Origin of the sequence: Rahnella inusitata (genome assembly GCF_018288855.1) — a bacterium.
GTDB lineage: Bacteria > Pseudomonadota > Gammaproteobacteria > Enterobacterales > Enterobacteriaceae > Rahnella > Rahnella inusitata.
In genome coordinates this window covers 2,851,074-2,876,078 of record NZ_CP065024.1, presented here as the reverse complement: position 1 = coordinate 2,876,078, position 25,005 = coordinate 2,851,074, and the positions used below count along the sequence as shown (strand labels likewise).

At 56.9% G+C, this 25,005-nt stretch carries 22 protein-coding genes; 9 read left to right on the top strand and 13 right to left on the bottom strand.

The features are described from left to right. Positions 1-80: 80 nt before the first annotated feature. From fhuB to I2123_RS13385, 5 genes are all read right to left on the bottom strand, one after another. Entirely contained in the window at positions 81-2,024 is a 1,944-nt protein-coding gene (gene fhuB, locus I2123_RS13405) for a Fe(3+)-hydroxamate ABC transporter permease FhuB (RefSeq protein WP_213050690.1), read from the bottom strand. After that, entirely contained in the window at positions 2,017-2,919 is a 903-nt protein-coding gene (locus I2123_RS13400; protein WP_213050689.1) for an ABC transporter substrate-binding protein, read from the bottom strand. Before I2123_RS13400 ends, fhuB begins: the two co-directional genes overlap by 8 nt. Continuing rightward, entirely contained in the window at positions 2,919-5,270 is a 2,352-nt protein-coding gene (locus I2123_RS13395) for a TonB-dependent siderophore receptor (protein ID WP_213050688.1), read from the bottom strand. The genes I2123_RS13400 and I2123_RS13395 overlap by 1 nt, the downstream gene beginning before the upstream one ends. 117 nt (positions 5,271-5,387) lie before the next feature. Then, on the bottom strand, positions 5,388-6,422 hold the full coding sequence (locus tag I2123_RS13390) for a FecR family protein (RefSeq protein ID WP_213050687.1): 1,035 nt from the start codon (positions 6,420-6,422) through the stop codon (positions 5,388-5,390). Next, positions 6,415-6,993 carry an RNA polymerase sigma factor gene (locus I2123_RS13385; RefSeq protein WP_244207844.1) on the bottom strand — a complete coding sequence of 193 codons (579 nt, stop codon included), beginning with the start codon at positions 6,991-6,993 and terminating at the stop codon, positions 6,415-6,417. The genes I2123_RS13390 and I2123_RS13385 overlap by 8 nt, the downstream gene beginning before the upstream one ends. Positions 6,994-7,320: 327 nt before the next feature. On the opposite strand from I2123_RS13385, the gene I2123_RS13380 reads away from it, so the two are divergent. The 4 genes from I2123_RS13380 to I2123_RS13365 are packed head-to-tail and all read left to right on the top strand — an operon-like array spanning position 7,321 to position 10,455. Continuing rightward, positions 7,321-8,148: an ABC transporter substrate-binding protein gene (locus I2123_RS13380; protein WP_213050686.1), complete on the top strand. Its 828-nt coding sequence runs from the start codon at positions 7,321-7,323 to the stop codon at positions 8,146-8,148. A 24-nt stretch (positions 8,149-8,172) separates the two neighbouring features. Continuing rightward, the gene (locus tag I2123_RS13375; RefSeq protein ID WP_244879816.1) at positions 8,173-9,003 is read left to right on the top strand and encodes an amino acid ABC transporter ATP-binding protein; all 831 of its coding nucleotides are present in this window, start codon (positions 8,173-8,175) and stop codon (positions 9,001-9,003) included. Further along, a complete protein-coding gene (locus I2123_RS13370; protein WP_112167662.1) occupies positions 9,000-9,773 on the top strand; it encodes an amino acid ABC transporter permease in 774 nt (257 codons plus the stop codon). The genes I2123_RS13375 and I2123_RS13370 overlap by 4 nt, the downstream gene beginning before the upstream one ends. Then, positions 9,763-10,455, top strand: a complete 693-nt coding sequence (locus I2123_RS13365) for an amino acid ABC transporter permease (RefSeq protein WP_112167663.1) — start codon at positions 9,763-9,765, stop codon at positions 10,453-10,455. Before I2123_RS13370 ends, I2123_RS13365 begins: the two co-directional genes overlap by 11 nt. Here I2123_RS13365 and I2123_RS13360 read toward each other — a convergent pair. The 4 genes from I2123_RS13360 to I2123_RS13345 are packed head-to-tail and all read right to left on the bottom strand — an operon-like array spanning position 10,426 to position 15,508. After that, positions 10,426-12,057, bottom strand: a complete 1,632-nt coding sequence (locus I2123_RS13360) for a dipeptide ABC transporter ATP-binding protein (RefSeq protein WP_213050685.1) — start codon at positions 12,055-12,057, stop codon at positions 10,426-10,428. The two genes, I2123_RS13365 and I2123_RS13360, sit on opposite strands and share 30 nt — an antisense overlap. Then, a complete protein-coding gene (locus I2123_RS13355) occupies positions 12,054-12,893 on the bottom strand; it encodes an ABC transporter permease (RefSeq protein ID WP_112167665.1) in 840 nt (279 codons plus the stop codon). Before I2123_RS13355 ends, I2123_RS13360 begins: the two co-directional genes overlap by 4 nt. After that, positions 12,890-13,879 carry an ABC transporter permease gene (locus tag I2123_RS13350; protein ID WP_112167666.1) on the bottom strand — a complete coding sequence of 330 codons (990 nt, stop codon included), beginning with the start codon at positions 13,877-13,879 and terminating at the stop codon, positions 12,890-12,892. Before I2123_RS13350 ends, I2123_RS13355 begins: the two co-directional genes overlap by 4 nt. Positions 13,880-13,891: 12 nt before the next feature. Beyond that, on the bottom strand, positions 13,892-15,508 hold the full coding sequence (locus I2123_RS13345; protein WP_213050684.1) for an ABC transporter substrate-binding protein: 1,617 nt from the start codon (positions 15,506-15,508) through the stop codon (positions 13,892-13,894). Positions 15,509-15,817: 309 nt separating this feature from the next. On the opposite strand from I2123_RS13345, the gene I2123_RS13340 reads away from it, so the two are divergent. After that, complete coding sequence (locus tag I2123_RS13340) at positions 15,818-17,116, top strand: NtaA/DmoA family FMN-dependent monooxygenase (protein WP_213050683.1); 1,299 nt, start codon at positions 15,818-15,820, stop codon at positions 17,114-17,116. A gap of 487 nt (positions 17,117-17,603) precedes the next feature. Here I2123_RS13340 and I2123_RS13335 read toward each other — a convergent pair whose 3' ends face one another. From I2123_RS13335 to I2123_RS13325, 3 genes are read right to left on the bottom strand one after another with little or no spacing between them, the layout of a single operon-like run. Beyond that, a complete protein-coding gene (locus I2123_RS13335; protein WP_213050682.1) occupies positions 17,604-18,932 on the bottom strand; it encodes an LLM class flavin-dependent oxidoreductase in 1,329 nt (442 codons plus the stop codon). 32 nt (positions 18,933-18,964) lie between these two features. Next, the gene (locus I2123_RS13330) at positions 18,965-19,525 is read right to left on the bottom strand and encodes a GNAT family N-acetyltransferase (RefSeq protein WP_112167671.1); all 561 of its coding nucleotides are present in this window, start codon (positions 19,523-19,525) and stop codon (positions 18,965-18,967) included. A gap of 10 nt (positions 19,526-19,535) precedes the next feature. After that, positions 19,536-20,534: an LLM class flavin-dependent oxidoreductase gene (locus I2123_RS13325; RefSeq protein WP_112167672.1), complete on the bottom strand. Its 999-nt coding sequence runs from the start codon at positions 20,532-20,534 to the stop codon at positions 19,536-19,538. A gap of 530 nt (positions 20,535-21,064) precedes the next feature. Between I2123_RS13325 and yahO the strand changes: the two genes are divergently transcribed. From yahO to I2123_RS13310, 3 genes are all read left to right on the top strand, one after another. Then, positions 21,065-21,343, top strand: coding sequence for a DUF1471 family periplasmic protein YahO (gene yahO, locus I2123_RS13320; RefSeq protein ID WP_112167673.1), 279 nt, complete (start codon positions 21,065-21,067; stop codon positions 21,341-21,343). Positions 21,344-21,628: 285 nt separating this feature from the next. Continuing rightward, positions 21,629-22,396, top strand: a complete 768-nt coding sequence (locus I2123_RS13315; protein WP_112167674.1) for a phytanoyl-CoA dioxygenase family protein — start codon at positions 21,629-21,631, stop codon at positions 22,394-22,396. Between the two features lie 141 nt (positions 22,397-22,537). Beyond that, positions 22,538-23,374 (top strand): AraC family transcriptional regulator, encoded by an 837-nt coding sequence (locus tag I2123_RS13310; RefSeq protein ID WP_213050681.1) that lies wholly within the window; start codon positions 22,538-22,540, stop codon positions 23,372-23,374. Positions 23,375-23,378: 4 nt separating this feature from the next. Here the strand turns inward: I2123_RS13310 and I2123_RS13305 are convergent, their stop codons facing one another. Further along, positions 23,379-23,870 carry an Lrp/AsnC family transcriptional regulator gene (locus tag I2123_RS13305; protein WP_112167676.1) on the bottom strand — a complete coding sequence of 164 codons (492 nt, stop codon included), beginning with the start codon at positions 23,868-23,870 and terminating at the stop codon, positions 23,379-23,381. A gap of 190 nt (positions 23,871-24,060) precedes the next feature. Between I2123_RS13305 and I2123_RS13300 the strand changes: the two genes are divergently transcribed. Then, positions 24,061-24,993 (top strand): DMT family transporter, encoded by a 933-nt coding sequence (locus tag I2123_RS13300; RefSeq protein ID WP_244879815.1) that lies wholly within the window; start codon positions 24,061-24,063, stop codon positions 24,991-24,993. Positions 24,994-25,005 lie beyond the last annotated feature (12 nt).

Below are 25,005 nucleotides of genomic sequence, written 5' to 3'. Positions count from 1 at the left end.
GGCGAAGTGAGCGGAAAACCGTTGGAAGTTTAAGCCGACTGACGTCGGCAGACCCCGGCTGCCGGGGTCTGTGCATTTTTCTAAAACCTGTCCCTGTTTCCCCCCGATTTCATCAGCAGCCATAAAAACCACGGTGCGCCGATCAGTGCGCAGAGCAGTCCGGCGGAAACCGGCCAGGGCCAGGCGATGTTACGACCGAGCCAGTCGGCTGTCACCATCAGCAACCCCCCATACAGTGCCGCGACCAGGCACTGCGAACGGAAATGGAACGCACCGCTGTAGCGCGCCAGCTGCGGTGCGATCAGCCCGACAAAACTCAGCGGGCCGATAAGTAACGTGCCACCCGCCGTCAGCGCCGCCGCGAGCAGTAAAATCAGCATATTGCTGCGCCGCAGCCCGATGCCCAGTGCCCGTGCGGTGGGGTGTCCCAGGCTGAGCAGTTGCACCCAGCGGTGCAGCAGCAACGCCAGCGGGATAAGCACCAGCGCCTGCGCCGCACCCCATAATGCGCGATTTGCCGTGATGCCCGCCGTGGAGCCAGTACTCCAGTTGAGCAGCATCATCGCGCGTGGATCGCCGCTCATCAGCAGCAACATGCTCAGCGCCATGCTCAGGTTGGTGAGACACAGCCCGACCATCACCATGGACTGTGGCTGAAAGCGCGACCGCAGTCCGAATATAAACAGCAGGCACGTCGCCAGTAAACTGCCCGCCAGCGCCGCCGGAAAAAGAGCCGAGAGCGGCTGATTGAGCAGAATGACCATCAGTACCACCATCAGCGAAGCACCGCTGCTGATACCGAGAAGCTCCGGGCTGGCAAGGGGATTGCCGCTCTGGCGCTGGATCAGCACGCCCGCTACCGCCAGCATCGCGCCTGCGCTGAGCGCCCCGAGCATTCGCGGCCAGCGCCATTCCAAAAGCGGCCAGAACGCGGATGCCTCCGGCGACCGGTTGAGGAACAGCGAGACGGCGATGCCGCCGGTGAGGATAAGCACCAGCGCTGTCAGATGTGCCCGTGTCAGCACTCTGGCGGACTGCGCGCCGAAAGGCGAGGGCGTGATCAGCGGATTGCGCTGGCGGAACAACAAAATCAGCATCAGCGGCGCACTGAGTAACCCCGAAAGTGCTCCGGTCGGCAAATCTCCTCCGGCAGGCGAGAGAAACTGCGCCAGCTGATCGACAAGCGTCAGCAACAACGCGCCGCACGGCGGCACAAACAGCAGCTGCAACCGGAACGAGCGAACACCGGTCAGGCGGATAAGCGCTGGCGCGGCCAGTCCGATAAAGCCAATGATCCCGATCTGGCTGGTCACCAGCGCGCTGAGCGCCACGGCGACGGCAAGGGTGGCGATCCTCACTTTCACCACCGGCACGCCCAGCGCACCGGCATTTTGGTCTGAGATCCCGATGAGCATCAGTGGCCTGGCCAGCAGGGCGCTCATCGCTATCAGCGCCAGCACCGGCAGCAGCAAAAACTGCGTCGGCTGCCAGCCGCTCTGGCTGAGGGAACCGGCCTGCCAGCTGAATAAATCGCTAAGATAATCGTGATTGAACAGCACCATCAGCGTGTTGATGGCGTTGCCGTAGAGGCTGATCACCATGCCGGTGAGGATCACTTTCAGCGGATCCAGCCCCTGGCGGGCAATCAGAAAATAGAGCAACAGCGCGGTCAGCGCGGCACCCGCCAGCGCCAGGTTCGTGAGGCCGAACACCAGCAGGCCGGGGAACACAATGATGCTGGCAGACATCGCCAGATTGGCACCGGCGGCAATGCCGAGCGTCGCCGGTTCCGCCAGAGGATTACGCAGGACCTGCTGAAACAGCAGTCCCGCCAGCGCCAGCGCCATTCCGCTAAGGATGCCGATCGCCAGACGCGGCAGAAAACTGTAGTGCATCAGCAGACTGGCCGTGGACCCGGAGTTATGCTGGAGCCGCGAAAGATTACTGAACAGCAAAAACGCGCATATCAGCATCAGCAACAGGGCGAAAAGCCATGGAAACACAGAGCGGGAAGGTTTATGCATGGCGATTACCCTCTCCGGGCGCCGCCGCAATGTGCTGCGCCAGACTGACGGCGGTGGCGAGCCCGCCAAACGGGAAGAAGTGCGAAAGTTCTCGCGCGCGGCCAGCGGCCACCAGCGGCAGTTGCTGCCACAGGCCGTCAGGCTGGCGCAGGCGGGAAACGCGGGTCAGCGTGGTCGGCAACTCGGTGTAAAACAGCCAGTCCGCCTGCAGGGAAAACAACCTCTCGACGCCGACGTTGGCTGTTCCCATCGCGCCCACCGGCAGCGTCCAGGCATTGCGCAATCCGAGCTGCGTGAGGAGCGCATCGGGCAGGCTGTTCGCACCGTAGACCGTGACGAATTTACCGTCCTGACTGCGCACGACGACCAGCACCCGCTGTCCTTCGGCCTGTTTAAGCTGTTGTTTGTATTGCGCGATGGCGTGATTAGCGTGGTTGATAAGCTGCTCAACTTTTGCCGTTACACCGAGTTGTCGCCCCAGACTGCGGTAAAAGGCCAGTAACGTCGGCCAGAGGGGACCGGCGGGCGGATAGACCGGAACCACCTGCACCGGCGCAATGCGGCGCAGGCTGTCCTGAATTGCGGGGGCGAGCATATCGCTCAGGATAAGCGTCGGCCTGAGCGCGGCGATCATCTCGATATTCGGCTCCCAATACGGGCCGATATCCTGAACCGTTGCCGGTAAAACGGGCATGGCGATGCGACGGCGAAAATAGCCGCCGTCGGAGACCGCCAGAGGGAGAATGCCCAGCGACAGCAACGCCTCTGCGGCCAGCCAGTTAATGGCGACGATGCGGTGCGCTGATGCGGTGGCCAGCGCCGCCGGTGCATTGAGCAACGGCAGCGCCAGCAACGCCTTCAGGCAGTTACGACGACTGAGTAACAGACCTGACATCAGAAGCTGTATTTCAGTGAGCCGATGAACGTGCGCTCTTGCCCCGGATAGCAGCTGGTGTCGTCGTCACAGGTGCCGACATAGTCATGATCCAGCAGGTTCTGAATGTTGAATCCCACCGCAACATGCTTATTCACCTGATATTTCGCGCCTGCATCGACCAGTGCAAAGTTTTTCACCGGCACAGTATTGGCGTTATCGCCATACATACTGCCGACATACCGTACACCGGTGCTTAGCATCAAGCCGTCCAGTACGCCCTGATGAAACCCGTAATTCAGCCAGGTTGAGGCCATATGTTTCGGCACGTTGGCCTGCTCGTTACCGCGATCGCCATTATTACTGGCGGTGATTTCGGTTTCTGTATAGGTGTACGACGCCAGCACATCGAGATTTTGCGTCAGTTTCACCGTGCTTTCGGCCTCGATCCCGCGTGAGCGGACTTCACCGGAGGCCACCTGATAACCGGTGATCAGGTTGTTGACAATCTCGTTGGTCAGCACGTTGCTTTTGGTGATATCAAACGCGGCGAGCGTCAGCAGCATGCTGGCGTCCGGCTGATATTTCACCCCGAGTTCATACTGGTGCGCCTTGCTGGGATCGAACGTGCGGTTTTTGCTGTCGGTGCCGCTGTTGGGTACGAACGATTCGGCATAGCTGATGTACGGCGCGAGGCCGTTGTCGGCCAGATAGGTCAGCCCGGCGCGACCGGTCCAGGCGCTTTTATCCAGCCAGCTGGTGCTATCATTCAGATTATTTTGCGTGCGCATACTGATGTCATCGTGGCGACCGCCCAGGGTCAGCAGCCATTTTGGCGTCAGTGAAATCTGATCCTGCATATACAAGCCGAGTTGCGCGGTGGTCTGGTCATTATTGTTCAGGGCGTAGGTCGGATCGGCGATATTCATGCCGTACACCGGATTGTAGATATCCAGAGACGGAGCAACCGCGCCGAAGCGTTTGGCGTTGCCGTCAAGACGGCTGTAATCCAGTCCGGTTAACAGGCGGTGCGTGACGGAGGCGGTAGAGAAATCGGCCTGCAACTGGTTATCGATATTGAACGCGTTCATGTGTTCATCGAAACGAATCGCGTTGCGCGACACCGTGCCCGTGGTGAAATTCACCGAGCCGGGCAGCAGGTTATTCAAAATGGTATCGGTTTGCCCGTAACGCACATTCTGGCGGAACTGGAACATATCGTTGAACTGATGGCTCAGCTCATAGCCCAGGGTAAACTGCTCCTGACGAAAACGGTTGTAGTTGTAATCGCCCAGCAGGGTATCGGTGACCTTTCCGCCCGGTTTGGTCAGTACGGCGATGGTGCCGCCGGAAGTGTCACGCAGATAATCTGCACGCACGGTCAGGCTGGTGTCGGCATCCGGTAACCAGGTAAAAGAGGGCGCGAGGTACACGCGGTTGTCTTCCACATCCGGGCCGTCGCGATACTGAAACTGCGTATCGCTATCGCGGGCAACGCCGATAACGCGATACAGATAATGGCTGTCGTCGTCAATTTTGTCGCTCATATCGAACTGCGCCTGACGGCGGTTGAAATTACCCAGTTCCAGTTCCACATCATGCACGCCCTGTGCGGACGGCAGTTTGCTGACGCGGTTAACGATCCCGCCCGCATCACCCAGCCCAAACAAGGTGGACGATGGCCCGCGCACGATATCAATGCGCTCCAGCGCATAGGGTTCGGTGCGGAAATAGCTGTAACTGTTGTTGAGCTGGCGCAGACCGTCGCGATAATCATTGGTCGTCAGGGCGTTGAATCCGCGGATGTAAATCCAGTCATACCCTTTAGGGTCGACGCCGTAGGTTTCGGTTTTGACGCCCGGCACATAACGCAGCGCTTCAGTGACGCTTTGCACGTTCTGCTGATCCATGCGTTCACGGGTCACGACCGAGACCGACTGTGGTACTTCCAGCAGCGGCGTGTCTGTTTTGGTGGCGGAGCTGGTTTGCTGCGGCACACTGGAATAGGGACTGGATTGCCCGGTGACGGTCAGGGTATCGGCTCCGGCAGGCTGCGGCGCGACCACCACGGTGCCATTTTCGATGCTGTAACCTAAACCGCTGCCGCCTAACAGGCGGGCCAGCGCGGCTTCCAGCGTCATATCGCCCTGCAGGGCGGGCGCGTTTTTATTGGCAACGGCGTCAGGGGCGGCAATCAGCTGAACACCGGCCTGCTGCGACAGCGCATTCAGCGACTTGATCAGCGGCTGTGCCGGAAGGGAGATCTGAAGAGCGGCGGCGTGCGCCAGGGCGAACGGTGAACCGATGCCTAACGCCAGTACGGCAAGGCCAGATTTAACGCGGGCACCCTGATAAAAAGTAAACATGGTCATGCAATTTTCCCCAGAAATAAATCAAATAAGAATCATTATCCTTTCTGAAGACGTGACGGACGCCAAAACCCTGACGTCGTCTTATGAATATTTTTACTTTTTTTTTACCGGGGCCGGTCAGCGCTTCTGGATCTGCGTTTCGCCCCCCTGCGTAGTGATTTTCACCGGCAGCACTTTTGGCAGCGCCTGGGCAAAGCTGTCCGGGCGATGTACGTTGAAACTGCCGCTGACGCGCAGGGCAGCAACGTCCGCGGAGGCCGGGGTGTAAGGCACGTCACCGTAGCGGGAGAACTCAGCCAGTGCCAGATTTAGCGGTGTGTTGTCGAAATTAATGCGCGACTGCCGCCAGCCAGCGACAGCGTCCGGCGCGAGCGATTGCTGACGGGTCAGGTTACCGCGGGCATCGCTGGTCACCCGCTGGGTGGCGCGCAGTACCAGCAGATGCCGGTCATGGCCGTTCATATCCAGCCGCGCCATGGCCCGCCAGCGGAGATTCTCCAGCCAGGCGCGCGGACCAACGCGCACCGCTCCGCTGCTGACCGCCACGTCGATACCCTCACCGCTCATCGATTGCGGGATATAGCGCAAGCTGAACTGGGTGCCCAGCACGGTCACCCGCGACGGGCCGCTCAGCACCACAAACGGCTTATCTTCCAGATGCTGAACCTGAAACCAGACCTGGCCTTTGCTCAGGGTGACTTCGCGCCGCTGCGGGTAATAAACGACCTGCAATTGCGTTTCGGCATCGAGGCTCAGCACGGTGCCGTCGGGCAGGGTGATCTGCTGAGATTCACCGCGGCCTGTATGCAGTTCGGTTGTCATGACCGGTGGCGCGAACATCTGCCACGCTGGCCAGATCAGCACAGCGCACAGTAAGGCGGCCAGACCGGCACTTTGCCAGAAGGCGCGGCGTGGAATTTTTCGCGGCGCAGCAGGCAATGAAGCCCGCAAACGCGACACGTTTTCCTGCGGCAGTTCCCCGACACGCTGCCACAACTGCTGCGTGGACGCATAGTGCGCGGCGTTATCCGCCTGCGCCAGCCACGCGGTAAACTCCCGCTGCTCGCGGGTGGACAATCCGTCCTGCTGCCGGGTCAGCCAGCGTACGGCCTGTTCTTCCGGCGACATTAGCTCGTTAATGGCGCTATTCATCGCGGCCATCCTTATTTTTGTGGCTGGCGTTCCTTCCGCTGTGCTCCTGCTGCCAGAGGTCATTACTGGTCCGGCAGGCCATCATGGCGCGAATAATATGCTTCTCTACCATGTTGGTAGAAATCCCCATCTGGCGGGCGACGTCTTTTTGCGACAGCCCGTCAAAGCGATGCAGGATAAAGGCTTCGCGACATCGCGGCGGCAAGGCTTCTATAGTGTTAGTCATCAGCTCAGTATACTGATTTTCTTCAATTAATTCGTAAGGCTGAAGATAAGAGGGCGCAGCAAAATGCTCAGCATCCGTTTCTTCCGAGGCATCAGTGGATGAAATGTCCGGGCGACGATAGTGATCGACCAGTAAATTTTTAGCGATGCGATACAGCAGACTGCGGTGCGAGCGGACAGGCGCGGTGACCGTCAGCGCCCGGATGAAGGTTTCCTGCGCCATGTCTTCTGCATGTTCACGGTCACGCAACTTCCGGTTTATAAACCGATATAATTCAGTGTAATACTTCTCGAAAGCAGGCACGTGATTCTCTGGGATGGTGGCGGCGATGCCTATATTACGCATAAAATTTCGGGATGTGGATTATTAAATGATAATCATTCGTGATGGGCGGCCTGCGCTATCAACAGCAGGGGATAACGCAGGATTATTGAGGGCGCGTTTACGCCCCTTAGTCTGGTGTGGTCCGTCGTCCACGACCTTGACCTCAAGCCCACCCATTTATCCATCATTTTTCCTTATATCGATTCCACCCATATTTATACTTTTATATTCGTAGCAGCCGCTCGTCTCCTTATGCAATTCTCTGACCCACAAAAGAAAAACACTATTTACCGTCAGGTTGAATATTTAGGGCGTGAGCCCTCTTAAGACTACTTATAAGGAAAAACTATGGCCGTTTTAAACTTCAAGAAAAGCACGCTTTCCGCCGGTCTTTTTCTGGCGCTGACCAGCATCACCACTTTTGCTGCCCACGCGGACCAACTGGCGGATATCAAAAAAGCCGGTGTGGTAAAAGTGGCGACTTTCGATTCCAATCCGCCGTTTGGTTCTGTTGATGCCAAAACTCATGACATCGTCGGTTATGACGTCGATTTTGCTAAAGCCCTGGCGAAAACGCTGGGCGTGAAACTTCAGCTGGTGCCGACCAACCCGGCCAACCGTATTCCGCTGTTGCAGTCCGGTAAAGCGGATCTGATCGTTGCAGATATCACTATCACGCCGGAGCGCGCGAAAGTGGTCGATTTCTCTATTCCTTACTTCGTCACCGGTCAGCAGTTCCTGGTGCCAGCCGGTTCACCGGATAAGCTGGATGCTTACGCCACGGCGCGTATCGGCGCGGTGAAAGGCACCACCGGCGAGCAGGAATTGCATAACCGCTTCCCGCAGTCGCGCGTGCTGTCGTATGACGACATCCCTCTGGCGCTGTCGGCGTTGCGTAACGGTAACGTGCAGGCGATCACCCAGGACAGCACCATTCTGGCCGGATTGCTGGACGGCGCGCCGGACAAAGCCAAGTATAAAGTTTTACCTGAATTGCTGAGCAAAGAAGAGATCGGCGTTGGCGTGAAAAAAGGCGAAACCAGCCTGCTGAAAGTGGTGAATGACGAGCTGCTGAATCTGGAGAAAAACGGGCAGGCGGTGAGTATTTATAACGTCTGGTTCGGTCCGCAGACTAAGTCTCCGCAGCCGCGTCTGTTCAAGATTGAAGCGAAATAAGCGTCACTGACTCAGGGCAGGCACATGCAACAAGACACTTTATCAACCGCAGCGGCGTCTGCGGTTTTTTCACATCCATCGCCTGACAAAACCGTCGCGGTGGAATTCCGGCAGGTCAGCAAAGCCTTTGGTCATCACGAGGTGATCCGCCATGTCGATTTACAGGTCGCGAGCGGGGAAGTGGTGGCGGTCTGCGGGCCTTCCGGCTCCGGAAAATCGACGCTGATCCGCCTCATCAACCAGCTGGAAACCGTCAGCAGCGGGGAAATCCTTATTGATCAGCAGCCCACCCGCAACCTCAGCGGCGCGGCGCTGCGCCAGTTGCGCACGCACATCGGCTTCGTGTTCCAGCAGTTCAACCTTTACGCCCACCTCACTGCGCAGGACAACGTCAGTCTGGCGCTGATCAAAGTGCATGGCTGGAAGAAAAGCGAAGCGCGAGAAAAAGCGCTGGCGCTGCTGACCCGCGTCGGTTTACGCGACAAAGCACTGCATTATCCGGAGCAACTCTCCGGCGGGCAGCAGCAACGCGTGGCGATCGCCAGGGCGCTGGTGACTGATCCGAACATCATTTTGTTTGATGAACCGACGTCGGCGCTCGACCCGGAAATGATCGGCGAAGTGCTGCTGGTGATGCAGGAGCTGGCGAAAAGCGGCATCACGATGATTGTGGTGACGCACGAAATGAGTTTTGCCCGTGAAATCGCTGACCGGGTGATTTTTATGGACGGCGGCGAAATTCTTGAGCAGGCCGCGCCGGAAGAGTTTTTCCTGCGGCCAAAGCATCCGCGTGCGCAGCGGTTCCTGCAAAAGGTGTTGTTCCCGCTACATCCGGAAAAAGAGGCGACGTTATGATTTGGCATCCGGACTGGGCGGGCGTCCTCACCGGGCAGCCGTTGCAGTGGATCATCTCCGGCTTTCTGACCACGCTGTACGTCAGTATTATCGGCAGCGTGCTGGCCACGTTGCTGGTGGTATTGCTGCTGGCGCTGCGGCTGAGCAACTCGCGCGTGGCGCACGGCGGCGTGTCGGTGTTTGTCTCCGTCTTTCGCAATACGCCGCTGCTGGTGCAGCTGTTGTTCTGGTATTTCGCGGCCTACGGCGCACTGCCGCAAACCTGGCGCTTTTACATCGGCGATAACCATCCCTGGGCGGTGTTTCCGGGCAATATCGCATGGCTGACGCCGGAATTTTTGTGCGCGGCCTGGGGGCTGGCGCTGTTTACCGCCGCGTTTCTGGTTGAGGAAGTGCAGGCGGGGCTGAACTCCGTGCCGAAAGGCCAGACGGAGGCAGCAGTCTCGCAGGGCTTCAGCCGGTGGGCGCTGCTACAGTCCATCCTGCTTCCGCAGGCGCTGACCAACGCGTGGCAGCCGATCACCGGCCAGTACCTCAATCTGATGAAGCTCTCCTCGCTGGCGACCGGCATTGGTTTTGCCGAACTGACCTATCAGGTCAGCCAGATAGAAAGCTATAACGCCCATGCGTTCGAAGGGTTTGCGATCGGGACATTGCTGTATCTGGCGCTCGGCCTGATCCTCGGCGCGCTGATGACGCTTTTGGGTCCGAAACGGCCACAGCGGCGGCCGCAGGGCATGTTAACGGAGACGCCAAAAGATGGAATTTGACTGGTCGGTTTTGCAGGATAACTTCACCTACATGCTGTGGGGAAGACTGGCGGACGGCGAACCGGGCGGCGTATTACTGACGCTTATCATGGCCGTCTCGGCGGGTGTGCTGGCGCTGCTGCTGGGCGTGGCGATGGCCGCGCTGGCATGGCGGTTCGGCGGCTGGACGCGCAAAGTGCTGTTTGTGTGGGCGTCGTTTATTCGCGGCATCCCGCTGATTTTTGTCATCTTCTGGCTCTATTTCCTGCTGCCCGTGGTGTTCGGCGGTTCGATCCCAGGCCCCTTAACGGTAATTGTGGCGCTGGCGTGGTTTACCTCGGCGGCGGTGATGCACACCACGCTTTCGGGGCTTGAATCCTTACCCGCCGGGCAAACCGAAGCCGGTATTGCATCGGGGCTTGGCAAAATCAGCGTGCTCATCAATATCCTTTTGCCGCAGGCGTGGCCGAATCTGTTGCCGTCGTATCTGGGATTGTTTATCGCGCTGGTCAAAGATACCTCGCTGGCGTTTATCGTCAACGTGCCGGAGCTGACCACCGTCGCCGGACAGGTAAATAACCGGGTGCAAATTTACCCGGCGGAGATTTTCCTGTTTGTCGGTCTGATGTACTACCTGCTGTGCGCTTCGCTGGCGTATGTGGCGGGAAAAGGGCTAAAGCGCCGCCGTCAGGCTGCGCGCTGATCCCATCACCGGCAGCGAGTTGATCAGCTGCTGCGTCCAGGGATGGGCAGGCCGGTGGAAGACATCATCGACCTGCCCGTGTTCCACCACGCTGCCGTCTTTCATCACCACGACGCGATCGGCCAGATGATGCACCACGCCTAAATCGTGTGAGATAAACAGCAGGGCGGTGCGGTGTTCCGCCTGCATCTCGGCCAGCAAATCCAGCACCTGAGCCTGAATGGAGACATCCAGTGCGCTGACCGGTTCATCGGCCACTAAAAGCGCCGGATTGGGTGCAAAGGCGCGGGCGATGGCGATGCGCTGGCGCTGTCCGCCGGACAAATCACGCGGATAACGCCGCAGGAAACCCGCGCCGAGCTGCACTTCCTCCAGCAGCTGACGGATACGTTTCTGGCGTTCATCGCCATAAACCCCGACGCTGTCCAGACTCTCTCCGATGATTTTTTCCACGTTATAGCGCGGATCGAAGGAACTCAGCGGATCCTGCGCAATCAGCTGGATGCCTTTGCGTTGCAGCCGCCGCTCAGATTCCGGCGTCTGGCTCCAGCGTCGCCCCTGAATAGTGATGGTCCCCGAGCCGGGCTCGACCAGCCCGAGCACCATGCGCGCGACCGTGGTTTTGCCCGAACCCGATTCCCCGACGATCCCCAGCGTTTCTCCCGCCGCAAGCCGCAGGCTGACGTTATTCACCACCGTTTTACCGGCGTACTGTTTGGATAAGTTTATTGCTTCCAGCACCGGCACATCGTGCGAGATATTCTTGGCGGGCAGCGGAATGCCGCGCTGACCGGAAAGGCGCAGTCCGCGCGTGGCGGGGCTGGGTACGGCGGCCAGCAGTTGTTGCGTGTAAGGATGCTCCGGCTCGTTCAGCAGTTTTTCGCCGGTGCCTTCTTCAACCACCTTGCCCTGATGCATCACCAGTATCCGGTCGGCCAGTTGCCCGACAACCGACAAATCATGGCTTATCAGCAGCAGGCTTTCACCTTTGTCGCGCCGCTGTTGCAGCAGATCCAGAATCTGTTTCTGCACGGTCATGTCCAGCGCCGTGGTGGGTTCATCTGCAATCAGTAAACCGGGATTACCGGCCAGCGCGGTGGCGATCAGCACCCGCTGACGCAGCCCGCCGGAGAGCTGATGCGGATAGGTGCTCAGGCGGTTTTGCGCATCGGGAATGCCGACGGATTTGAGCAGCGCGAGGGTCTGTACATTCAGTTTACGCAGGTCGGCGTTGCGGTTGGCGGTCAGTGCGTCGCGCAGCTGCTGACCAATCTGGCGCAGCGGATCGAGTGACACCAGCGCGTCCTGCAACACGTAGCCAATCTGGCTGCCGCGAATTTTGCGCCAGCGGCGCTGGCTGGCGCCGAGCATGCTTTGCCCGTCGATCACAAACCTGTCAGCGGTGATGCGCGCTTTGGCATCCTGCAAACCTAACAAACTGCGCGCGGTGACGGTTTTTCCGGAGCCGGATTCGCCGACAAAGGCGAGGGATTCCCCGCGTTTTAGTTGCAGATTCAGGCCGCTGACTGCCGCTTTCTCGCCGTCCGCCGACGGGAAAAAGATCGAGAGATTACGGATATCGATGAAAAGTTCGCCGCTCATGGTTGTTTCCCTTCAAAAGTAGCCTGCCAGTAACGTCCCAGCGTGTTCACCGAAATGACGGTCAGAGTGATTGCCACGCCCGGCCAGACGCCGATCCACCAGGCATTGCGAAGATAGTTACGCCCTTCGGCCAGCATCAGCCCCCATTCGGCGGTTGGCGGCTGCGGTCCCATGCCGAGAAAACTCAGCCCGGCGGTACCGATAATCGCGGTCCCTAAACCGAGCGTCGCCAGCGCCGGAACATGGGCAATCGCATGAGGCAGAACGTGACGCCAGACCAAAACATGACGTTTGAGGCCCAATGTGCGCGCCTGTTCCACATACCCCGACGACATCACCACGAAGGTCTGCGCCCGCACCACGCGGGTAAATCGCGGTACGGAAGCGACGCCGAGTGCAAAAATCAGATTGGTGGTGCCGGGGCCGGTAAAGGCGATCAGCATCAGGGCCAGCAACAAATCGGGGAAGGCGGAGACGACGTCTGTCGCGCGGCTGATCAGTTCATCCAGCGGCCCTTTCAGCAGACCGGCCAGCAAACCGAGCAGGCTGCCGATGCTCACCGCCACGGCCATCGCCGCGAGGCTTATCAGCAGCGAATAACGGCTGCCGTAAATAATGCGCGCCAGCACGTCGCGCCCCAGCTGGTCGGTGCCCAGCCAGTGTTCAGCGGAGGGCGGCAGCTGCGCATTGACCGGATCGGCATTCAGCGGATCGTAATGGGTAAGCCACGCGGGGAAAATCACCGCCAGCACCACCAGAAAGAGATACAACACCGCCAGCACATAACCGGCGGAATAACGGCGTGTAAACCGCAACGCGGCAATCGTCTGGCTCATGAGTTTTCTTCCCCGTCAGTATCGCGCAGGCGCGGGTCGATGAATAAATAGAGAACGTCCACCAGCGTGCTCAGCACCACGTACACCAGTGCGGAAAAAATAGCCACCGCCAGCACCACCGGTAAATCTTTGCCCAGCACTGCATCGACGGTGATTTTCCCCAGACCGGGGCGGCCAAAGACCTGTTCGGTGATCACCGCGCCGCTGAGCAATCCGCCGATCAGCCAGCCGGTGAGGGTGACCGCAGGCAGCGCTGCGTGGCGCAGGGCATGGCGTAAACGGATGGTGGCGTTGCCCAATCCCCAGGCGCGCAGCGTCAGCACAAAGGGTTCATCGAGTGCGTCTTCCAGCCCGCGTCGCAGAACCTGAGACACCACGGCACCCTGCGATAAACCCAGTGATAATGCCGGCAGCACCAGCGAGGAAAAACTGCGGTCGCCCGCTACCGGGAACCAGCGCAACGTAAAGCTGAAGATAAACAACAGCACGATCCCCAGCCAGAAGGAGGGCGTTGAGGCCAGAACCAGCTCGACAGAACCGGCGACACGCTGCCCCCAGCGACGGTGCGCGGTGGTCACCGCCATCAGCACGGCAAACACCAGGCTGACCACCAGCGCCAGACCGGTAAGTTTGAGCGTCGGCCACAGCTGGGACAGCACCAGTGAACTGACGTCGGTATTGAGCATGTACGAACGACCAAAATCACCGTGGATCACGCGCCATAAATAGTGCAGATATTGCATGTACAGCGGCTGATCCAGCCCCCATTCGGCGCGGATCGCCGCTTCAATCGCTGGTGTTTGTACCTGTTCGCCCATCAGTAAACTGACGATATCACCCGGCGCGAGGTACACGCTGATAAAGGACAGCGTCACCGCCGCCCAGAGCACCAGCGCGCCGCTCAGCAGCCGCCGGAGGATCCGCCATCGCCATGACGGCGCAGTGTCAGGCAGCCGTGGTGAACCAAACGAACTTTCAACCGTCATGGAATAACTCCTTTAGTGCTTGCTCAGCCAGACGTCGTAGGCGTTTTCCGGCATCTGTTTAAACGGACGGAAACCGACCCCGTGAACGTAAGATGCTGCCGCGATCTGGTCTTCCGGTTCATACAACGGGATGGCCAGCGCCTGCTGCAAAATGGCGAAATGCTGCAACTGGCCGTAGAAGGTTTTGCGTTCGGTGTTATCCAGCGTTTGTGACGCGCCTTTTAGCAGCGGAATGATTTCCGGCGCATCGGTGCGGCTGTAGTTGATAGCCCCTCCCGCGTTAACCGGCAGGTAATGATTTTCGATATCGATGCCGTCAGTGTCGGTGTTTGAGTTGGCAATCGAGCCGAATTCCCCGGTTTTACGCACTTCGGTATAAGTGCCGGAATCGACATAACGGATTTTTAAATCGATGCCCAGCCGCTGCCGTGCCTGCGCCTGCAAGGCCTGCAACAGCACATCGCGCTGATCGCGTACCGTCGCCTGCGCCTGAATAATCTCGATGGACAGCGGCTTGCCGTCTTTAGTCCGGATGCCGTCCGCGCCTTTGGTTTTCCAGCCCGATTCATCCAGCAACTGGTTGGCGAGCGTCGGATTGTTGCCGTATTTATTGACCAGACTGGCGTCATACAGCGGGTCAACCGGTGAAGTAATGCCCCAGACGCGGGTACGTTCACCGCGATAAATTGATTGCAGGATTGGCGAAATATCCAGCCCCTGCAAAATCGCCTGACGGACTTTCACTTCCTGCGTCGGGCCATATTTCACGTTAAGAAACAGCGAGTAGGGCGTGCCGGTATTCAGGGCATGCTGATAGGAAAAATCAGCGTTGTCTTTGAATTCACCGGCGTCATTGCCGGACACGCCTTCAATCACATCCACCTGACCGGAAAGCAGCGCGCCGGTGCGCACCGAGGATTCCGGCAGGAAGCGGTAGGTTACGCCTTCGAGATAGGCCGGACCCTGATGTCTGGCATTGGCCGACGCCCAGTGGTAATCCGGGTTGCGCACATATTCAATCTGCTGGCCTTTTTCGTAGCGTTTGAGAATGAACGGGCCGGTACCGGCGAGATCCGTACCGCCCGCTTTGAGCTGCGGCGAGGTCCAGGAAGACGGCGAAATTAGCTTCAGGCCAGCGGCGAAGGAGAGAAACGGGCTGTAAACCTGTTTGAGCGTAATGCTGACAGTGTGTTCGTCTGGTGTGGCGACGCTCTCAATGCGGCCCGCCAGCGCGCAGATACTGGAACCCGCGCAGTAAGCCGGATCCTTCGCATGACGGAAGTTTTCCGCCACGGCATTGGCGTTGAGCTTCTCGCCGTTAGAGAATTTCACGTCATCACGCAGGGTGAAGGTATAGGTTTTGCCATCTTCGGAGACCGAATAACCGGTCGCCAGCCACGGGATATAACCGCCGTCGGGCTTGCGCGCTAACAGGGATTCATAGGCGACGCGCAGGATAAGCTCGGCTTTCGACTGGCCGTTAAGCTGCGGGTTGAGCGTATTGGGTTCGGTTTCCACGCCCCAGGTGAGCGTTCCGCCGGACTGCGGTTGTTCAGCGGCGTACAGCGACTGGCTGGAGGACATGACTAACAGCGTTAAAGCAGAAAGAGAGGCGACGGAGACTTTCATATTTTTCCCATTAAGGTAATAAGCCAGACAATTTTCGAATATATAAAACGAATAAAATTCACGGTCCTGTTATGTGGAAGGGTGATTCCCGTAATGATTATTAAAGGTGCGTTGCCAGTATGTAAAATCACAATATTTGCTTACCAGAGAAAATAAATGACTTAGGCGTTTATTCCTCCGCGCTTATTCCTTTTTAGAGAAACTAAATGCTTTTTTCTTCGTGGCTTTACTGCGCCTGACCTCTATTTTTAACGCAAACGTTGTTCATCCAATTCAGCTTCAAATTAAGCCTAAAATTAAGGAATTCCATTGACTATTACCTCTCGCAGTCGCCTGAAAACGCTGGTCGGGGCAGGGAGCGTGGTGTACGCCTCCAACGACGAAGACCGCCGGACCGGCATTACCCGCGCCATCGCCCTGGCTAAAATCGCTGAAAAAGAGAAGATCACCGGGTTGTTCACCGCCGATTTATTGCAGGCCGATCCTGACGGGCTTTCCGGTTCAACCGGCAGTCAGGATCCGCTCATCACACTGGCGGCGCTGAGCCAGGTCACCTCGCACATCGGGCTGATTGCCACGGTCTCCACCACGTTTCAGCACCCGTATAATCTTGCGAGGCTGATCGGCACGCTCGATCACGTCAGCGGTGGTCGCGCGGGCTGGAACGCGGTGACGTCCTCTGTTGGCGAAGAGAACTTTGGTGAAATCACCTTACCCGCACCCGAAGTGCGCTACGCCCGCGCGACAGAATTCATTGAGGTCATCAACGCTTTATTTGACGCCAACCAGCCGGACGCGGTACGTCGCAATAAAAGCGGCTCGGTCAGCATCGATCCACGTAAGTTGCACCCGATCGACTATCACGGTGATTTCTTCCGCGTACAGGGGCCGCTGAACGTTCCGCCACCGCCGCAGCACCGTCCGGTGCAGTTTCAGGCCGGGCAATCCGAAGAAGGGCTGAAGCTGGGCGCGAGACTGGCCGAAGTGATTTACACCTCGCAGCCGACGCTCGACGACGCAAAAAGTTTTGTTGAACGTGTGCATCATCACGCCGATGCCTTTGGCCGCCGTGAAAACCGGCCACTTATCATGAACTCATTCCATTCGATCATCGGCGAAAGCCCGTCTGATGTGGCGCGGCGTCTTTTCGAGAAGCACGAGCGGATCGATTATGAGCAGGGACGTCTCAAAGTTGCCGACATGCTGGGCGGAGAGATTGACCTGCGTGATTTCGCTCTCGATCAGCCAATCCCGCTGCGGTTGCTGCCCGACATTGAGCAGGTCAACAGGCGGCGCGGACGTGCGGAAATCTTCAAGCGTTTCGCCCTGCAGGGTCTGACGCTGCGGGAGTTAATCATTCAGGCACAGGAAACCGGCCACTGGTTCACCGCCGGAACTCCGGAGACGCTGGCCGACGCCATCGAGGAACGCTACCGCGCAGGCGTGCTGGATGTCATTTCACTGCACGGGCTGGGGCAGCCGGACCAGGAGGATTTGCTGATAAACGGGTTATTGCCGGAGTTGAGGAAAAGAGGGCTGATTGATACGGAGTATGGAGGCGGGGATTTTAGGGGAAATCTTGGTCTGGCGCAGAAGCCGCTGCTGTAACGGCTTTTAAAGTTTGACCGGGAATGTTTCGGTTTATCAATTGCAGTGATCGCTTAACTCCCTGCGCGGTCCCTTCTCTCGGTCCTGAAGCCTCTGGTCTTCAGGCCGCTCCGTTCAACAGGATTTTTTGATCGCGCCATCTCAGGATTTTAAAAAAACTAAAAGAAAGTTTGCACAACGTATTTGGTTTTTTTGAAATGATCCGAGTGGGTGAAGTTGTGACCAAAAAAGCGCTGGCCGCGTTCAAAAATCACGCCGGAGGAAGAGGTGGAAAACCGCGCATTTTTTTGCGCGGGTTGTAACCCGACCGGAGGGCACCGCGCAGCGGCGGGATTTTGCGGCAATAGCAGAAATACCTGAAACATAGCCGGGATGCATGGCACATGTTTTAAAGAGCCCGGGATTCTCAAGGGGGGTGGCGATAGACCACCCTTGAGGCCGGTTTGGGCGGCAGCCCAAGGTCTTGAAATTGAAATTGAATTGAAACTTAAGCCAGAGCGGCTTCAGCTGCAAACTGATTCTCCGGCTCCCTCAACCCCAAATTCTCCCTCAACGTTTCCCCTTCATATTCAGTACGATACAGCCCACGCTGCTGGAGCAGTGGAATGACAGTTTCCACGAAATCATCAAACGCCGTCGGCGTCCCCCCGCGAACGATAAAGCCATCTGTCGCCCCCGAGGTGAACCAGTGTTCCAGCCCGTCGGCGATATCTTCGGCAGTACCGAAGAACGTCGGGCGCGGGGTAGCGGCTTCCAGTGCGGCCTGACGCAGCGTCAGCCCGCGTTCGAGAGCATTGCGTTTGATTTCATCGGTGGTGCTGCGGAAACTGTTTTGGCCGAGATCGCCGATGTCCGGGAACGGCGCATCCGGGTCGTGCTGGCTGAAATCGTAATGCTCAAAGTAGCGGCCAAGATAGTCGAGCGCGCTTTTCAGCGTTACCAGCTGCGCCGTTTCCTGATACTGACGTTCGGCATCCGTGACGGTGTCACCAATAATCACGCTGATGCCCTGAAACACACGGATATCCCCGGCATCGCGGCCATTTTCCACCAACTGACGGCGGACATCATCGCGGAACTCACGTGCCAGTTCGGGGGTTTCCTGACGGGTATAGATCGCGTCGGCGGCTTCGGCGGCAAAGGCTTTGCCCTGATCGGATGCTCCGGCCTGAAACACCACCGGACGCCCCTGCGGTGACCGGCCAACGTTCAGCGGACCCTGCACCGAGAAGTATTTTCCGTGGTGATTGAGCGTGTGCAATTTATCCGCCGCAAAAAATTCGCCGCTGGCTTTGTCACGCACGAACGCATCTTTCTCCCACGAATCCCACAAGCCTTTCACCACGCTGACATATTCGCTGGCGATGCGATAGCGCTCGTCGTGTTCAGGGTGTTTATCGCGCGAGAAGTTTTTGGCGGAGCCTTCCAGGGGAGAAGTCACCACGTTCCAGCCCGCACGGCCGCCGCTCAGGTGATCAAGGCTGGCGAACTGGCGTGCAACGGTAAACGGCTCGCTGTAAGAGGTGGAAAGCGTCGCCACCAGCCCGATTTTTTGGGTGACTAACGACAGCGCCGACAGCAGGGTGATCGGTTCAAAACGGTTGAGAAAATGCGGAATGGATTTCTCTGTAATAAACAGCCCATCGGCGACAAATAAGAAATCAAACTTTGCCTGTTCGGCTTTTTGCGCTAATTGCTGACAGAACTGAATATTTATACTGGCGTCGGCCACGGCGTCAGGGTGTCGCCATGCGGACATATTTCCTGATGCGCCCTGAATAATCGCGCCCAGACGGATGTACTGTTTATAGCTCATGTTTTTTCCTTATTTATAATTCATTTCCGGCGCTATGCCAGCGCACGTAATTCATTGAGGGAGCGAACAGCGGGCTTATTTTCCTGCACGTCGAACGCATGCTGATCGAGTATTTTTCGCAGATACACCAGTTCGACGCCCAGCGGATTGGTTGCGGTGTGGAACGGCTCGTAGCCGCGCCGCTGATAGAGACTCGTTAGCCACGGGTGCTCGATTGCCGTCGCCAGATAGACGGCCGGGGATTTCAGCGTATCGCGCAAAAATGTTTCTTCCACGTAGCGGATAATCTCGCGGCCATAGCCTTGCCCTTTGGCATGTTCGGCGACAGCAAACCAGTGGACGAAAGGCCAGGGCGCCAGATGATTTTTTGCCGGTGTCCACTGAAAACGGGTGGTCAACGTGGCGGTCAGCCCGGCGTCAGTTTCCAGCACATAGGTGGTTTCGCTGCGGATAACTTCGCGCACGTCTTCAACGCTGGCGCGGGTGATGGTGAAATGAATATTGTGCTCGAGCAGCGGCGCATATGCCTTTTGCAGCAGGCTGTGCAAGGGAGCGGCGTCAGACTCATTGGCAAGACGAATTCGATGGCTCATCTTCAGCTCCTCATGCCAGCGCAACGCTGGTCGTGGCTAACAATTCCAGTGATCGCAGGCGTGCCTGAGGTTGCGCCAGTGGCGTATCAATCACAAATTCTTCGATACCGTACTGCGCCTGCAGGGCTTCCAGTTGACGATGAACGTCTTCACCGGTGCCATGCAGCACGGCGGATTTACGCTCTTCAATCTCATGGGAAGCCGCTTTCGACTGGCGGGTATACAACTCGGCCTGCTCCAGGCTGCCGACGTTAACGCTCTGTCCGTCGCTGCCGGTCACGCGGTATCGCTGGCTGTTGTCCACCAGACTCGCTGCTTTGGCGGCGGTTTCGGCGACGATCACCGGTACAGCGAGCAGGGCGCGCTTACCGTTGCTGTCGTGGGAATAAGCGGAAAGGGCGCGGGAAATATCGCGTTCATCCGCATTGAGATGGGCAGCAAACACAAAGTTCCAGCCGAGGCTCGCCGCCAGACGGGCGCTTTGCTCGCTGGCACCTAACAGAAAACGCGAAGCCGTCTGCGGCGGTTGCGGCGTTGCTGACAGCCGGTCATCACCCTGGCCGCGAGCCGGTACGGAAAGCCAGTCATCCAGCTGGCGCAGCTGGCGGGCGAAGTCGCCTTTGCGGGCGGGATCGACAGCGTATTGCAGTGCGTTGGTGGAGAGCGGTAAACCGCCTGGCGCTTTACCGATACCGAGATCGACGCGTCCCGGCGCAAGCGACGCCAGCTGATTAAAGTTTTCGGCGACTTTGAACGGGCTGTAGTGTTGCAACATTACCCCGCCCGATCCGACCCTCAGCCGCCGGGTGTGTGCAAGGATCCACGCGATGACTATCTCAGGTGATGAAATTGCCAGCTTGTCGGTATTGTGATGCTCTGCCAGCCAGAAACGGTGATAGCCCCAGTGCTCAGCTTTCTGCGCCAGTTCCAGCGTTCGCCGCAGCGCCCCGGCGGCATCTTCATGATCGTCTTGCGGACTTTTTTCCAGCAAACTCAAACGGTATCCCATCGTTATCCCTTTTTTTGACACACTCTGTTAACAAGGATTATTGAAGTCAGGGAGGGAGGATGTAAAAGAACAATAGTAGCTATTCAAGTGCAGGAAATGAGATTGGGGGTAGGCGTTTGCTCATCCCACTGCAAAGGGGAGGCCGGGAGGGTATTACCAACGACTCAGAATATTACCGAATTTTGCAGCGATAAAACTCAGAAGCAAAAACAGGCGTAATAAAGAAAGCAACGCTCGCGACTTTATTAACACTCAATAAAATAATGAGAACGATAAGTGACTCACACTTTATACCGCTTTTATCGTGAAGATATAATTTCTGTGCAAAGCAATAAGACGTTTTTCTTATGAATACTTTTTTAAATTTATAGTTTTACCTTGAAATTATCCACTCCGTCATCTACTACTTAGTTGGAGCCTGAACTCGTTGTTTATCGACGTGTTTATTGCTTAACAGGGTTATTATTAACAGGCGTTGGGCTAGCCGATATTCGTTTTTTTTACTGGATAAATTTTAATCAGAGGCTTAAATGAAAAAACATCATGCATTGCTGGCTGTGGCTTTGACGGCGTTTCTCTCTACCAGCGCATTTTCTGCTCAACTGATGAAAAAAGTTGATTTTGAAAAAGTGGAATCTCAGTATACAAAAGTGGGTTCTATTACCACATCGAATAAAACGTCGCAATCTGGTGCTCTCGAAGATCTCTCTAAAAAAGCCGATAAAGAAGGCGGCGACGTCTTCGTATTAACCTCCGGCAATACCAATAATAAAATCCACGGCACCGCTGACGTTTATAAGAAAAAGTAATTCTTTATTCCAGAACTCACGCTCGACAAGATGCCCATTTAACGATGGGCATTTTATTTTTTTGGATTTTTATTGCAAATACCTCACGTCATTTCAGCTTTTCTCGCTTGGGTGTTGTCAGCACTACCCCCTATTTTGATTCAATCGCCAGTGCGCCGCACGATACTCATCACATTCCCATTTTGATCCCACATTTCTCCAGATCTCCGTAGGATTTTCATCGTTTATTCCTACAATATTCCCCGTACTTTGATGTTACGGAAACGTTAACTGACGAGGCGATAAATGAACACTTCATCTGAACAGTATCTCAGCGCGCTGGGCGCAAATCAGACGTTGTCACCGGCACAGCTTGATGAGCTGGAGACTAAAGGTTACGTGGTTATTCATGATGTTATCGATAAAGACTGGCTGGAAGATATGCGCGCCGCGTTTGATTCGCTGGTGGAAAAAGAGGGCGATAATCTGGCGGTGGAACATCATCAGGAAGCCACGGCGACCCGTATCGCAAACATGATCAACAAGGGAACTGTGTGGGAAAAGGCATGGGCGCATCCGCTGATCCTTTCCGTATGTCGCCATATCTTTCAGGGGCCGTTCAAAGTTTCCAGCCTGAATGGCCGGGAAGCGTTGCACCACGGCGGGCATCAGCCTCTTCATGCCGACTGGAAAAAGCCGCGCCCGGATTTCCCTAAGGTGCATCTGGTGAACGCCATTATCGCGATTGACGATTTGAGCGCCGCCAACGGTGCGCCGCGCATTATTCCCGGTACGCATCACCGCCCGGAGCTGCCGGAGGACGTGCTGGCCGACTGCGGTTTGCCGCATCCCGATGAGGTGATCTTCGAAGCGCCGGCGGGCAGCGTGATGATCTATAACGCGCATGCCTGGCACGGCGGCACCAATAACAATGCGGGAACCCGCCGACGTGTGCTGCACAGTTTGTATATCGACCGCGAGGATATGCAGCAGCAGGATCAGCGTAAATGGCTAAGGCCTGAAACCGCCAGCCGCCTGACGCCAGCGCAAAAATGGCTGCTCGACGTGCTCTGAATTCCCTTCCATGTGAAGCCTGACCTGACGGTCGGGCTTTTTTATTTTCGCAATTTGCGCGCGGTCACAGACTCCTGATCCCGCATAACATCGATGTTGTTACGGGTATGTTATGGTAAACGGAAATCCCCGGAGGCCACGATGCTGACAGACGTGATAGAGACACTTTTCCGCTCGGTTTCGGGCAGCGGGTCACTGGTGATCCGGTTTCCGGATAACTCACAACCGCCGCCGGAGCTGGCCTGCGTGGTGAGTTTTCCGCGAATAGAATTTGTGGTCGAAGGCGAAGTGCATGACCGCAACGTCACGGCGGATAAAGGACTGCTGAGGCAGGGCGATGCAATATATATTCCCGGCGGGAAGTGGAATCTGACCGTCTGGGATAAGCCAGCGGTATTGCTGAGCATTCTTTTTAGCAAGGAAAAACTCGGTTTCAGCCTGCAATTCTGGGATGGCAAAGTGTTCACTGGCACCGATAAACAGAGCGTGCCACGTCTTGGGCCGCGCGTCGGGTCATTTTTGCTTCAGGCGATGAATGAAGTCGTCTCAATCCCGGAAGATCAGCAAACCGCTCGCTGCGTAATGGCCGGGTTGCTTAGTCATTGTCTGGAACAGCTGTCCAACCGCGCACAGGTGCTGACCCGCAGCGGTGCTCTGTTTGAGGTGGTGAAAAGGTACATTGATGAAAATGCGTCACTGCCGCTGACGCGTGAAAATGTCGCGAAGCGATTTCACATCACGCCGAATTATCTCTCTCACTTGTTCAGAAAATCCGGCGATATTGGCTTCAGCGAATATCTCAATCACGTCCGCCTGGAGCGCGCGAAGCTGCTGCTCAAAGGCTATGAGCTGAAAATCAAAGAAGTCGCGACTCACTGCGGATTTGTCGACAGCAACTATTTCTGTCGTGTGTTTCGCAAAAGTACGGCGCGATCCCCTTCGCAGTACCGCAGCCAGTGGCTGAGTCAGCTGCCATAGCGCACTATTTTTTGCTCAGCGTTATTCCTTCCGACGGCAACGGCAATGCGGTTTTGTAGCGCACCTGCTTGAGAGCAAAGCTGGAACGAATATTAGAGACGCCACGGATCTTAGTCAGGTGATCCAAAATAAAATGTTCCAGTGCGCGGATATCCGGCACTAAAACCCGCAGAAGATAATCCGCATCGCCGGTCATCAGATAACATTCCATCACTTCCGGGCGATCGCCGATCGCTTTTTCAAACACGCTCAGCGCATCCTCCACCTGTTTCTCCAGACTGACCTGAATGAACACGTTCACATGCAGGCCAAGTACCGCGGGCTCTAACAGCGTGACCTGCTTGCGGATCACGCCCAGCTCTTCCATGGCTTTCACCCGGTTGAAACACGGCGTCGGTGAGAGATTAACGGAGCGCGCAAGGTCAGCGTTTGTGATCCGCGAATTCTCCTGCATGGAATTAAGGATGGCGACGTCGGTCCGGTCGAGTTTTTTCATCAGGGTAAATTATCCTTAAACATTTAAATCGGCAGATAAAGTGACTCATAAAACAGGCTAACACTACGCTAATAGGAGAAACTACCCCGTTAAATCCAGATAAAATTACCACATAACATTTCGCAGTGGAGAAACGATTGTGGGAACTGAGGGGAAATCTTTGACGGCGTCGGCGCAGGATCAAAAAAGCGTGAAACTGAAGGGCATTTTGCTGCTGATTGGGGCGATTGTCGTCTGGGGCGCAAACTGGCCGGTGATGAAATCAGGTCTTTCGCATGTCTCGCCGATCTGGCTTTCTTCACTGCGGTTCGCCACCGGCGGGCTTTGCCTATTCGCACTTCAGGCGCTGACCGGTAAGTTACGCTTTCCGCCGCGCAAGGACTGGCCGCTGGTGGTCAGCGTCGGGTTATTGCAGATGATGACGTTTACCGTGCTCGGCGCGATTGCGATGACCGAAGTCCCGGCGGGCCGCTCGGCGGTGCTGGCTTACACCACGCCGCTGTGGGTGACGCCGATCGCCGTGCTGTTTTTCCGGGAAAAACTGTCACGCCGCCAGCTGACCGGCACGCTGCTCGGCGGTGCAGGCGTCGTGGTTTTGTTCAATCCCTTCACCTTTAACTGGAGCGATCATGCGCTGGTGCTGGCTAACCTGATGCTGCTGACCGCATCGTTCACCTGGGCGATGTGCATTTTGCACCTGCGACACCACAAGGGTGTGTGCAGCGCCTACCAGCTGGCACCGTGGCAGATGTTGCTGGCCAGCGTGCCGCTTATCGTGATGGCGCGCGTTGTTGAAGGGCCGTACGACGGCGACAGTTCGGCGTCGTTGGTCGAAACGTTGTTATTCATGGGGCCGTTCGCTACCGCGTTTTGTTTTGTGGCGGTGAACGCCGCCAGCATGTGGCTGTCGAGTACCAGCATGTCCACCGCGATGCTCGGTGTGCCGGTCATCGGCCTGCTGATGTCGGTGGTGTTCCTCGGTGAACATCTGACGCTAACGCTGGCGGCAGGGTTGTTAATTATTTCGTCAGGCATTTTGATTGTGACGATGAAATCCCCGAAGCGCAGGGCAGGACGCGATAAAGTCAGCGGTAAAACCGTCGTGGCAGGAGAAAACATTTAAATCATATTGTCA